Annotated in this window: 12 protein-coding genes; 8 read left to right on the top strand and 4 right to left on the bottom strand. The window is 60.1% G+C overall.

What is annotated here, in order from left to right; translation table 11 throughout:
• The first annotated feature begins 3 nt into the window (after window positions 1-3).
• From D3878_RS04890 to D3878_RS04880, 3 genes are all read left to right on the top strand, one after another.
• Window positions 4-2,847, top strand: a complete 2,844-nt coding sequence (locus tag D3878_RS04890; protein WP_119784455.1) for an HAD-IA family hydrolase — start codon at window positions 4-6, stop codon at window positions 2,845-2,847.
• Entirely contained in the window at window positions 2,844-3,701 is an 858-nt protein-coding gene (locus D3878_RS04885) for a universal stress protein (RefSeq protein ID WP_158592183.1), read from the top strand. Before D3878_RS04890 ends, D3878_RS04885 begins: the two co-directional genes overlap by 4 nt.
• Window positions 3,702-3,889: 188 nt before the next feature.
• Window positions 3,890-5,080, top strand: a complete 1,191-nt coding sequence (locus D3878_RS04880) for a patatin-like phospholipase family protein (RefSeq protein WP_119784453.1) — start codon at window positions 3,890-3,892, stop codon at window positions 5,078-5,080.
• Window positions 5,081-5,287: 207 nt separating this feature from the next.
• On the opposite strand, the gene D3878_RS04875 is transcribed toward D3878_RS04880, so the two are convergent.
• Window positions 5,288-5,959, bottom strand: coding sequence for a lipase family protein (locus D3878_RS04875; RefSeq protein ID WP_147383887.1), 672 nt, complete (start codon window positions 5,957-5,959; stop codon window positions 5,288-5,290).
• 104 nt (window positions 5,960-6,063) lie between these two features.
• Complete coding sequence (locus D3878_RS04870) at window positions 6,064-7,026, bottom strand: site-specific integrase (RefSeq protein WP_119784451.1); 963 nt, start codon at window positions 7,024-7,026, stop codon at window positions 6,064-6,066.
• A 202-nt stretch (window positions 7,027-7,228) separates the two neighbouring features.
• On the opposite strand from D3878_RS04870, the gene D3878_RS04865 reads away from it, so the two are divergent.
• From D3878_RS04865 to D3878_RS04855, 3 genes are all read left to right on the top strand, one after another.
• On the top strand, window positions 7,229-8,329 hold the full coding sequence (locus D3878_RS04865; RefSeq protein ID WP_119784450.1) for a DNA-binding protein: 1,101 nt from the start codon (window positions 7,229-7,231) through the stop codon (window positions 8,327-8,329).
• Window positions 8,330-8,697: 368 nt separating this feature from the next.
• Window positions 8,698-9,069, top strand: coding sequence for a hypothetical protein (locus D3878_RS04860; protein ID WP_233556230.1), 372 nt, complete (start codon window positions 8,698-8,700; stop codon window positions 9,067-9,069).
• Between the two features lie 5 nt (window positions 9,070-9,074).
• Entirely contained in the window at window positions 9,075-9,488 is a 414-nt protein-coding gene (locus tag D3878_RS04855) for a hypothetical protein (RefSeq protein ID WP_119784449.1), read from the top strand.
• On the opposite strand, the gene D3878_RS04850 is transcribed toward D3878_RS04855, so the two are convergent.
• Together D3878_RS04850 and D3878_RS04845 are read right to left on the bottom strand one after the other, a co-directional pair.
• Window positions 9,453-10,574 carry an acyltransferase family protein gene (locus D3878_RS04850; RefSeq protein ID WP_119784448.1) on the bottom strand — a complete coding sequence of 374 codons (1,122 nt, stop codon included), beginning with the start codon at window positions 10,572-10,574 and terminating at the stop codon, window positions 9,453-9,455. The two genes, D3878_RS04855 and D3878_RS04850, sit on opposite strands and share 36 nt — an antisense overlap.
• Before the next feature lie 153 nt (window positions 10,575-10,727).
• On the bottom strand, window positions 10,728-11,255 hold the full coding sequence (locus D3878_RS04845) for a hypothetical protein (protein ID WP_420799490.1): 528 nt from the start codon (window positions 11,253-11,255) through the stop codon (window positions 10,728-10,730).
• 99 nt (window positions 11,256-11,354) lie between these two features.
• Here D3878_RS04845 and D3878_RS04840 point away from each other — a divergent pair, with 99 nt between their 5' ends.
• Together D3878_RS04840 and D3878_RS04835 are read left to right on the top strand one after the other, a co-directional pair.
• Window positions 11,355-11,546 (top strand): hypothetical protein, encoded by a 192-nt coding sequence (locus D3878_RS04840; protein ID WP_147383886.1) that lies wholly within the window; start codon window positions 11,355-11,357, stop codon window positions 11,544-11,546.
• A gap of 238 nt (window positions 11,547-11,784) precedes the next feature.
• Complete coding sequence (locus tag D3878_RS04835) at window positions 11,785-12,417, top strand: malonic semialdehyde reductase (protein WP_119784446.1); 633 nt, start codon at window positions 11,785-11,787, stop codon at window positions 12,415-12,417.
• Window positions 12,418-12,428 lie beyond the last annotated feature (11 nt).

Raw genomic sequence — 12,428 nt, 5'->3', positions numbered from 1 at the left:
ACCATGGCGCTCCCAGGCACGGGCATTCAGGCAGCGATCTTTGACATGGATGGCGTGATAACCCGGACCGCGCACCTGCATGCCGCCGCCTGGAAAGACACGTTTGACGATTTCCTGCGCCGCCGCGCACCCGACGGCCAATCCTGGCGCCCGTTCGATGCCCATGCGGATTACCTGGCCTACGTCGACGGCAAGCCGCGCCGCGATGGCGTGCGCAGCTTTCTCGGCGCGCGCGCAATCGACTTGCCCGAGGAAGAAGTGGACGCGCTCGCCAAAGCCAAGGATAGGCAGTTCGAACGACAGTTGCGGGAGCAGGGCGTGCAAACCTTCGCCTCCACGATCGCCCTGGTCCGCGAATTGCGCCGGCAAGGGGTGAAGACCGGCGTGGTCACGTCCAGCCGCCACGGCCGCGAAATCTTGCATGCCGCCGATATCGCCAGCCTTTTCGATGTGGCGCTGGATGGCATTTACCTCGACGAACTCGCTCTCAAGGGCAAGCCGGATCCGGCGATGTACCTGCACGCGGCGCGGGAACTTGATGTGGCGGCGGCACGCGCGATGGTCGTCGAAGATGCGGTGGCGGGCGTCGAGGCCGGGCGTCGTGGCGCCTTCGGGCTGGTCGTCGGGGTCGATCGCGGCGGCAATGCGGCTGCGCTCAGGCAGGGCGGCGCCGACATCGTGGTGCAAGACCTCGCCGAACTCGGCATCGCGCAATTGCAAGCGGCGTTCCTGGCGCACCGGGAAGAAGCCGGCTGGTGTATCGAAGAAAAAGGCTTCGATCGCGTACGCGAACGCCAGATGGAAAGCCTGTTTTGCATAGGCAATGGCTATATGGGCATCCGGGGCGCGCTCGACAGCCCGCTGCCGGCGTCGCAAGCCGACCTGTTCATCGCCGGCATATACAGCTGCAAGCACGCCGACCTGCCGTACTCGGAAATCGAGTTTCTCGCGCCCGAACGCGGCGCGGCGCTGTATGCCGAACTGGTGCCGCTGCCGTTTCCATTCTGCCTGGCCATTGCCGTCGAAGGCGAGCCGGTCGACTTTGCCGGCGCCTATGGCCGCGAACTGCGGCGCGTTCTCGACATGCGTCGCGGCGTACTGCATCTCGAAGCCGCCTTCGAGACGCCGGGCGGGCGGCGCACCGTCGTGCGTTCGCGGCGGTGCGCCTCGCTGCTCGACCCGCACCTGCTGCTGCAGGAAGCGCTGGTCACGCCGGAAAACCACTGGGGCAAGGTGACGCTGGGCACTTGCCTCGTGGCGGCCGATCTGGCGGTCTCGCACCCCCATCTGCAATGCCTGGAACATGCGGTAGAAGACGACCTGGAACTGGTGCGCTACCTCACGCAGGCTTCGGACTTCGAGATCTGCATCGTCTCCCGCGTGCGGCAAGAGTTCCGCATGCTGCGCCGCCTGGTTTCCGTCTTTACCAGCCGCGACCATGCCGAGCCGCGCGCAGCCGCTCTGGCGCACGCGCAGACGCTCGACTGGAACCGCTTTGAAGCGCATTTCGCCGGCAGCGCAAAAAAATGGACAGAATTCTGGAGCCGGGCAGACATCCGCGTGCCGGGCCATCCTTCGGTCGAACAAGCCTTGCGCTTCGGCAGTTACCATTTGCGCTTGCCGGCGGGCGCCGACGACTGCGTGTCCATCGGCGCGCGCACGCTTTCCGGACGCGCCTACGAAGGACACGTGTTCTGGGATACGGAAATCTTCATGCTGCCGTTCTACCTGCACGTGGAGCCCCGGTGGGCGCGCAATCTGCTTCTGTACCGCCATCGCACCCTGGACGGGGCGCGCCGCCGGGCGCGCAAGCTCGGCTATCGCGGCGCCTGCTTTGCCTGGGAGTCCACCGTGACCGGCGACGACGTCACGCCGACCAAAATACTGCTTAAAAGTACCGGCAAGGAAATCCCGATTTTCACCGGCAGCCAGCAGATCCACGTGACGGCCGATATCGCCTATGCGGTGTGGCGTTATTGGGAAGCGACCCGGGACGAGGATTTCCTGACCGGTCCCGGCGCCGACCTGCTGTTCGAGACGGCGCGCTTCTGGATGAGCCGCGTGACGCTGGTGGGCCCGCGCTGGCACATCCAGGGGGTGGTCGGTCCCGACGAATACCATCATGACGTCAACGACAACGCTTACACCAACTGGATGGCGCGCTTTAACCTCGAGCGCGCGGCGTGGCTGGCGCAGCATCGCGGCGTCAATGCGGCCGAGGCGCAGGAATGGCGCGAACTGGCGCGCACACTCTATGTCCCGCTGCCGGATCACGAGGGCGTCATCGAGCAGTTCGCGGGTTTTTTTGCGCTCGAAGACTATCCGCTTGCCGCGGAGGCGCGCCTGAAGGCGCCGATCAGCCGGCTGTTCGACTGGGACAAGATGAATCGCCTGAAGCTGCTCAAGCAGGCCGATGTGCTGATGCTGCCCCTGCTGTTTCCGGAAGCCTTCACCGACGAAGTGGTGGCGGCGAACTATCGCTACTATGAGCCGCTCACCGACCATGGCAGCAGCCTGTCGCCCGCCGTGCACGCCGCCATTGCTGCCCGTATCGGCCTGCAGGACGATGCCGAGCGCTACTGGCAGCAAAGCCTGTGGCTCGACCTGTCCAACGCCATGGACAACAGCATGCTGGGCGTGCACGCGGCCGCCATGGGCGGCACCTGGCAGGCGCTCGTATTCGGCTTTTTGGGGGTGCGCTTCGATGAGGAGGGACCCCGGCTGGATGCCTGCGCGGCGGCGCGCCTGCCGGATGAATGGCATCGTCTCGGCATGAAACTGGCATATCGCGGCCGCTTGCATGCCGTGAAAGTGGCGCGCACTCCGGCGCGCAAGGAGAAGCAATGAGCCGTTTTGATTCAATCCTGCTGCCGCTGGACGGCTCGACGCAGGCGGCGAAAGGCGTCGGCTGCGCAATGTGGCTGGCCGAAACTCTGGGCGCGACGCTGCATGTCCTGCACGCAACGGCGCAAGCACTGCCAGCCCGTGAAGCCCTGGAGCGGCTGCGCGTCGAGCGCGGGGAGCAGCCGGCGGTCATTGTGCACCAGCTTGCCGGGAATGCCGCCGCTGCAGTGGTGGAGGCCATTACCGCCTATGACGTGGATCTGGTGGTCATGAGCGCCGGCGGCGAGTCTGCGTCCGCCGGCCTGGCGCTGCATGACCGGCTTGGCACGGTTGCCCGCGCCGTCATCGAGCAATGCCCGGTCCCCGTGCTGCTGCTGCCTTTGCACTACCGTGAAGCGTTGCCATGGACATCGATGCTCGCCGCAGCAAGCGGCGAAGTCGCGGCCGACCAGGCGCTGGAAGCGGCCGCCCAGCTCGCCGCCGCATTGGGGCTCAGGGTGACCGTGGTGCATTCCGAAGATGGCACGCTCGCCGCCTATGCCGACACGATGCACCACGAGTATCCGCGGCGCATCGAAGAGATGGTCGAACGCGGGCTGGCAGGCTGCGCCACCGAGGAATGCCGGTGCGTCGAGCAAGCGCTTTTGCGGCGCGGCGATCCGGCGACGGTATTGCTGGAACAGGTTGCCCAGCGCGCCAGCAGCGTGCTCGCCCTCGGCTGGCACGGCGCGTTCGAAGCGGGCCGGGCACTGGTGCTCAAGCGCCTGCTGGAACAAGCCGCATGCGCGCTGCTGCTGGTGCGCGGCGCGGATGGATCGGGTGCACGCCTCATGGTGGGAGGGGAAATCAATGAGTGAAGAACCGGAAATCGTCCTGGTCGACGCCAATGCCGAACGTGCTTTAAATTTGGCCGAACAATTGATCTGGCGCGCTTGCCTCTGAATGGCCGTGGACTATGCTGAAATGTTTCAGTTAATGACGCATTGGAGAAACGGCAATGAAACGTTTGATCCTTCTTGCCATTCTGGCGTACACCTGACGGAAAATGTCCCGATCACCACAGCGCCCATCAAAGGGCCGCCGCATCGGCAAAGCGCCGGACAAGCCAGCGCTGCCTGGGCAGGTGGTACTGGTGCTGCAGGGCGGCGGCGCGCTCGGCGCCTATCAGGCGGGTGTTTATGAAGCATTGCATGAAGCCGGCATCGAGCCGGACTGGCTGGTGGGTACCTCGATCGGGGCAATCAATAGCGCGCTTATTGCCGGCAATCCGCCTGCGCGCCGCCTGCAGAAGTTGCGTGCATTCTGGCAGTGCGTTGAACAAAATGCCATCGTCAATATCCCGGATTATTTTTTTCCAGGCGTCGGCACTGCCCTGGCCAACTGGATGACCGTCATGGCCGGCATTCCGGGATTCTTCACCCCCAATCCTGTCGCCTGGTGCAATCAGTACGCAAGCCTCGGACTTAAAAACGCGGCGTACTATTCGACGCAGCCACTGCGCAGTACGCTGGAAAAATTGCTGGATTTTCGGCATATCAATGACGGGAGGACACGCATGTCGCTTGGCGCCGTCAACGTGGGCAATGGCGAAATGCGCTACTTTGACAGCCGCAAAGAAACCATCACGATGGACCACATCATGGCGTCCAGCGCCTATCCTCCGGCATTTCCGGCAGTCCGGATCGATGGCGACTCATACTGGGATGGCGGCATCTACTCAAATACCCCCATTGAAGCGGTGCTGGATGACAATCCGCGGCGCGACTCCCTGATCTTTGCCGTGGATGTCTGGAATCCGGGTGGGGCAGAGCCGCAATCGCTCTGGGAAGTCGCTGGCAGAGAAAAAGAAATCTTGTACGCGAGCCGTGCGGATAGCCATATTGCACGGCAGAAGCAAATTCATCATCTGCGGCATGTCATCCGCGAACTCACCAAAGCCATCCCGCCACAGAGCCGCTCCAGCCCCAAAGTCAGGGAACTGGCGTCCTGGGGATGCCATACCATCATGCATGTTGTCAGGTTGGTCGCTGGCGGCATCGATGGCGAAGACGAGATGAAGGATATTGACTTCACCCCTGAGAGCATCCGCAATCGCTGGCGGGCCGGTTACGCGGACACAGCGGCCATGTTGCATCTGGCGCCCTGGACATTGCCAGTGGATCCGATTGAAGGCGTCGTCATTCATGATGCCCTTTCAGAAAACGAAACATCGCTGTCTTCAGTCATTCGTGAGTAATGTCAATCAAGTCTAACGTGGCATCGATCATTGATTCCCCGGCGCTTCACGCCAGGCTATGAAAAACGCGTCTCCGGGAAATCCATGGCGCTTATCTTCGGTGCGCTCGCACTTGGTCTGGCGGCCAGTACGATGCTGATGGAGCGGCAGCCTGAATGAAGCTGTCACATGCCGGCATGTGCCGAGGCGTGCATTGCCGGAATGCGTTCAGGAACCGACACGCTGGAAGCGGCCATGTTCAATTTCCCGAATGGAGCTTTGTATCGCCGCGACAGTCGCTTCATGCATCAGGACTTCGTAGTGATTGGATGCGACTTCGATTAAGCGGATATCGTCCCTTTTCCGCATGGACGCCAATGTCACCACGCCGTCATTGGCTGCCAGCATTAACGGTGAATGTCCTATGACGCTGACGATATTCGTCCATACGCCGGGAAGCGCGAAGCGCTCGCTTTTGACGATCGGTGCGGCGCGCGGGTGAATGTCCTGCAATACCCGGTTAAACGGCATCATGTATGAGAGCACTGCCGCCGCCTCGCTGCCGCCATAGGGCGTGCTGATCGTTACTGCGCCGAGGATGCGGGATTGCAGTTTGTCCGTCAGATGCAGCGCATGGATCCCGCCGAGGGAGTGTGCCACAAAGAAGATGTCATCAACGCGTTCGAGGCGCTGAAGCATATCGTGATGATTGGCGTAAAAGCCCTTTGCGCTATCGTACTCAAGGAAAATGTGCGCGTGGCCGCGCAAGCTGCGGGACAGATAATTGAAGCTGTGTGCTGTGGCGCGATGACCATGTATAAAAACGATATTCATCCTGTCTCCTTTTTCAAAATTGAATAGCCCGTCGTGAGGACGGCTTGAACGAGATATCCAGGACAATGCTGGGTGCTTCTTTTAAAGTATGCTGCATTGCAGCGTGATGCCAATCACTGTTCGTAATAACGGATATAAGCCGGAGGGCCCGGACGGATGGCATTTTTGACTCATTTGCCCGGCGCGGCCAGCAATGTGGCGTGCATTCCGGCTTCAATACGCTGGCGGGAAAAAGGATCTGCGCTATCCACATAACGCAATGCCGACTGGACGTTTTTCCAGCCGACATATTCCATCAGGGTTTTGATATCCCAGCCGTTGGCACTGGCCCAATTGGCGAAACCCCGGCGCAGGGAGTGGCTGCTGTATTGCTCGGCAAACGCTATCCCGGCATCGGAAAACAGCGAACGCAACAGCGGCACCAGGCTGTTGATGTGCAGTCCGCCCTCGGCGATGTGGCCCCAGCGGTCGATGCTGCGAAACACCGGACCTTCCTGCAAATGTGCCAGCGCAATCCAGTCCAGATAGGCAGTCACCGGACACAGGCGGGTCAGGGCAGGAGCCTTGAAGCTGCTGCCCTTGTGCTGACGGTCGCCCTTGGTGCGCGCCAGATAACAGGTCATGCCTTCGCCGGCAACCACATCGATATGCTGGACTTGCAGCCTGGTCAATTCATCGCCCCGGAATCCGCGCCAGAATCCCAGCAAGAGCAAGGCTTTGTTGCGGGTATGGCGCAATTGTGCCGCCCGCGCATTGCTTGCCGCTGCCTGGCTGATGGCTGCATCGAGCCATCCAGTCAGTTTCTCTATCTGTTCCAGCTGTAGCGGCCGGGCGCGCTTTTCCCGTGCCGGGTGCAGCGCCTGGATGCCGCGAAAGACCTTGCGCACGACGGGTGCTTTGGTGGGATCGGGGAAACCCTGGTCGAGATGCCACTGAGCCAGCGCCGCCAGGCGCTGCCGCAGCGTATTGATCGACAGGGTCTCGGCATGGGCTGCCAGGTACTGCGCGACGCTATCGGCAGTGGCCGGCAAAAAGCCGCCCCAGGCAATTTCAAAATGCCGCACGGCCCCCTGGTAACTGCGCTGGGTATTGTCGCGGGTGGCGGCATGAATGTACTGGTCGATTTTGCTCATGGCGTGGCAGGCGTTGGCGAATTACCGGCGAAGCGGGACGTTGGTGTAATGGAATGCGGGGTTTGGTGCAGGATTTTACACCTGATACGGGATAATCTTATTTTATCCAATATAAAAAAATATGGGATTTAATGTATTTTTCAGGTATATTTATTATGTAATTACGTGGTATGTAATACATAACGTTATTCCCGGGATCGCCATGGCACGCACAGGACTGTATAAATCGGATGTCAAAAAAGCACGGGATGCACTGCTGGCGCAGCAACGGCATCCTTCTGTGGATGCGGTGCGGGTTGCCTTGGGAAATACCGGATCGAAGACCACGATTCACAAGTATTTGCGGGAACTGGAGGAAGAGCAGGGTGGTCCGGACGGTCGCAAAGTGGCAATCAGCGAAGCGCTACATGATCTGGTCGCGCGCCTGGCTGCCCAGTTGCAGGACGAGGCAAACCAGCAGATCGAGGCTATCCGGACCCAAAGCGCGGCAAGCGCACTGACCCTTGCCGAAGCTTTGAATACAGCCCAGCAAGAAGCGGCGGCGCTCAAGAATCGCTTAAGCGAAACCGAATCCCTTGCCGGCCAGGAAAAGGCGGCGCACGATCAGACGCGAGAAACGCTACAGCGTGAAGCGATTGCCCGGCATACCGCCGAACAGCAAATGCGTGATCTGAAAGAGCGGCTCGCTGAAAACGACGTGCATCGTCGCTCCCTGGAAGAAAAACACCAGCATGCCCGGGAAGCGCTGGAACACTATCGACAATCGGTCAAGGAGCAGCGCGACCAGGATCAGCGGCGGCACGAGCAGCAAATCCAGCAGATGCAGGCCGAGATGCGCCAGTTGCAGCAGAGCCTCGTCGTCAAGCAAGATGCGGTGACCCGGCTGAACCAGGAAGGCGCGCGCCTGGCCGCCGAGCTCTCGCATGCGCAAACAGCGCTCCATGACGAGCAAGACAACAACCGGCGCCTGGCGCAAAAGCTCGAGGCGCTCCAGCCGCTTGAGCAGCGCTGCAGCACGCTGGAAAGCCAGGCAAGCGCCAGGGACCTCCAGGCAGCCGCCAAGGACAGCGAGGTACAGGCCCTGAAAGACGCATTGGCAGCGGCAGCATCGAAGTCCGATGCACAAACAGGCCAGGTGCGGGAGCTCGAACTGGCGTTCACGACGGCGAATGCAAAACTCGATGCCCAACAAAGTCTTGTGTCCGAGTTGCGGGCTTACCTTGATGCCCGCGAGCGGCCGCCGATGCTGGAAAAGGACGGGGATGTTGAAGGCGGCGGGGATATTGAAGCGGGAGGGCGCTGAAATCCAGGCAGCGGTGTAGCCTTATTTCACCGACAGATCCAGACTGACAGCTGCCATTCAGAAATTTCTGCTGACGATCGGCATTGTGCGCTGAGCTGCCTTTTGCCGCCGTGGAAAGCGGACGTTCAATCCAGCTTTTGAGCGACGGATCTTTTTTCTTGGCGCGCATTCTCGCGCATTCGCGTGGCTGCGTGCGAACTCCTGCGGACTTCGTGCGTCGAATAAATCGTGATCAGTTTGTCCTTGTTGGCGACACTCTCTGATTTTTTCGGAAGCGACTGACTTTCTATTTCACCGTGCCGGCTTAATAGTGTCTTGCTACGAATAAATGCCATCTGAACTGGCTGGAAATGATGGGCTCGCTCCGCATGCAATCCAACGAAAAGGAGGTCGCAATGCGTATTTCGTCTATTTATCCAATCCTCGGCGCCGCGCTGCTTGCATACTCGCAGATCAGCGTTGCGGAAAATGCATCCGTCAAGATCACATCCCCCGCGGACGGTACCAAGCTTGATGCCACGGCCCAGAGCAAGCTTGTCTATGAAGTCATACCCGGCCCGAAGGGCGACCATAGCCACTTGTACGTGGATGACAAAGAAGCGGCCATCCTGCGCCAACTCAAAGGCAGCTACGAATTGGCAACCCTTTCGCCAGGTCAGCACAACATCTGCATCAAGATCGTGAATAAAGGCCATACGCCCATCGGCGTGGAACAGTGCGTCAAGGTGACCGTCAACTAGTCATCATGGATCTGCAAAACCTGAGTTATACAGCAATTCAGGTAGTGCACAATTTCGGCGCTGTCGCTGTTGTCGGCAGCGCCGCCTGTGCTTTATGGCTGGCGCCGGCGTTAGCCGGGATGCGCAAACCGCTGTCATGGATAATGCTGATGGGATGGGCCGTCCAAGCTGCAAGCGGCGGCGCCTTCGGCGGCGTCAGTTGGCTTTATTACGGACGCTTCCCGGATATCCATGGTATCGCGGTTGCTGCGCTGCTGATCAAGATGGCATGCGCTGCTGCAGGCTTCATGCTTGTCGCCGCGTATATCTATCGTGGCATCCGGTGGAGTGAGCGGGCACAGCAAGCAACTTGGCGCGCGCTCGCTGCGTTGGCTGCAACGGCGCTAACCGCCGCCGCGTTTCTGCGTTGGTTTTCCTGAGACGCCAGATATCCGGCCGAGCGGTACTTCCACCCAGCGGAAAAATGCTGCGCCGGCCGCCAGGCTGGCCGCCCACCCGATCAGCATGCCGGCAGCCTGCCAATGCGCCTCGGCAGGGATGAAACGGTTGAACGCTGCGTTCACTACCAGGCACACGGGAAAGTGCACCAGAAATACGGAATACGAGATCTGTCCCAGTCTGTTGATGAGCGCGAACCCGCGTCCGGAATGTGTCAGCCTGGCGCGACCGAAAAAAAACAGGACGCCAGCAACAACCAGGGCAACCGCGATGCGGCTGCGAAAATCCACGGCCAGGGCTGCCAGGGACGGCAGCAACATCATTGACAGCAACAGTGCAACGGCGCCGCGCCGCCGGGCAGGATCGCTGGCCCACCAGGCCAGGATACCCAGGCCATAGCTGCCGAAGAAGTACGGCGCCCACATATCCCAGTCGGCATTCCGGTTGAAGTAGAGCAGGGAGACGCTGACGCCAGCGGCAACCACGACCGGCATCAGCCAGGGCAGCCAAGGCAGCCAACGTTCGCCGGCGAGACGGCCGCACAGCCAGAGCAGCAAGGCCATCAAGGCGTACAACTGGAAATCGATGGCGACATACCAGGCGCCGGCCGACAGGGATTCATGATCCAGCACGTCTTGCAGCAGCAGTACATGGGCGCCGAACTGTAGAAATTCCGGCGGCGCCGAGATCGATTCATCCGTCATCCACAAGCCGGCCCAGGCAGAAGCGCCGATTGCCAGCAACATCGCTACCACGAAAGGCGGCGCCAGCTTGGCATAGCGCCGCAATACGCTCCCCAGTGGATTGGCCAGGCCGGGTTGTCCCTGCGGGGAGAGCGATTTGGCGACCAGAAAGCCGCCGATGACGAGAAACACCTGCACGGCAATGCGGCCGTAAGTGTCCAGCCAGTCGATTATTGCCGGCATGAGCGGCAGCGCATGGTCAGACATGGGACCGTAGAATGCCAGGTGGTGCAGGACGATCAGCTGTGCGGCACCAGCCTTCAAGCAGTTAATCAAGAAAAATTGCGCTTGTTTCGCGCCACTCTCCCCATTCGTTCCAGACATCCCTGCTTCTACTCCGGTCATTCCCAATCCTTGCCAGCTTTACATTCAACAGTGCGTCGGCGATATTATTCTGGCATTTTATTGCTGTTAATATTGCCGATCAGACGCTATCTTAGCTGAGCTTGCCGCATCGGGCATCTTCATTTGCGGCTGCTATGATCTTTCAGGGCGGAGAAAGCCGGATTCAATCCATGCCGCGGCGCTTGTCGCATTGAGCTTGAAGTTCGGCGCCACGCGAACCTGCGCCAATTGCTCGCCAGTATCATCGATGGCGCTCAATAGCGCATACGGGTCATCTTCATCAGGAATGATGTCCAGGGTGACCTTGGTCGTTCTGGCATCGGCCGTGACATAGACATTTTTATGCAACATGGCATGGCGCTGCTGTTCATGCCGGCGAATGACTTCCGATGCCGTCTTGACCAGGGTGGAAAATGCCGGGGCATCCAGCGGCTTGGGATTTTTCTTGTCGCGCCCCATGGTCCATGGGCCGACCAGCGCCGGCTCCGATTCGCCATCCCTGGTCATGGCGACGGCCCAGCCGTCATCGTCCTCGTTCTTGATGACGCGGGCCGTCCAGCCATCGTCGCTCCAGAGACGCGCCTTCTGAATTCTTGTTGCCTCGCTGTCGAGGACATCGTCTGCAGCGGTGTCCGTCAAAGGCATTGCCATGTTGTCCATATAGTTCGCTCCCGGATGGTGAAAATTATTGGTTGCAGCTGCAAACTGGAATTATACTGTATAAATATACAGCAAGAGCGCTTTGGCCAGGAATCCAGAATGCGAACGTACGTCGTAAAAACCGGTGACGGTTATCTTTATCCGATGCAAGGGTCCATTTCATTTACGGATGACCTGGAGCATGCGGGACACTTTCTGGCGGCCGACGAGGCGCATGTGATCGCGCAGCTATTTGGTTATACCGAGGAGCGCTATCGGGTAATTGCGATAGACCTGCCGGAGCGCGGTTAGAACATGCCGGCGCATGCTTCATGGCCCCTTCAATTGCCATAATTAAAATAAAACCAGCCTGAAAAAAATCCGGAATCACTACTGCATACACGTCAGTAAGCCCCATACCGGGATGCTCGGCATAAAGAGGGTCGTCCCATGTCATGCACCATTTGCAGTGCATGATGGTCGTGCCGCGCGCCTGTCTGCAGCATGTTGGCATCGGCAAGCGTACACTGATTGTTTTGTGGAGACGACCATGAATACACCACTGAACGAGGAAGGCCTCGACCTGCTGTTCCGCAAGGCCCGCACCCACAACGACTGGCTACCTCAGCCCGTCAGTGACGACACCTTGCGCGCGCTCTACGAGTTGATGAAGTGGGGACCGACGAGCGCCAATTCCTGCCCGGCGCGCATCCTGTTCCTGCGCACGCCCGAAGCCAAGCAGCGGCTGCTGCCGGCGCTATCGCCAGGCAATATCGAAAAGACGATGAGCGCACCGGTTACCGCGATCATCGGTTACGACGGCCGCTTTTACGAGAAACTGCCCAAGCTGTTTCCCCATGCCGACGCGCGCTCCTGGTTCGCCAATACGCCCGAACTGGCCGAAGTCACGGCGCGGCGCAACAGTTCGTTGCAGGGCGCCTACCTGATGCTGGCAGCACGCGCCGTCGGACTCGACTGCGGACCGATGTCGGGCTTCGACCAGGCCAAGGTCGATCATGCCTTCTTCCCGGCAGCGGAGTCAGAAGATGCGTTTGACCAGGAACACTTTCCCGACAGTCACATCAAGACCAACTTCCTGTGCAATCTCGGCTATGGCGATCCCGACAAGGTGTTTCCACGCAGCCCGCGGCTGGACTTTGACGAGGCTTGCAAGCTGCTCTGAGGCCTGGTTGA

Source organism: Noviherbaspirillum sedimenti (genome assembly GCF_003590835.1).
GTDB lineage: Bacteria > Pseudomonadota > Gammaproteobacteria > Burkholderiales > Burkholderiaceae_D > Paucimonas > Paucimonas sedimenti.
This window is presented reverse-complemented; position numbering and strand designations above follow the sequence as displayed.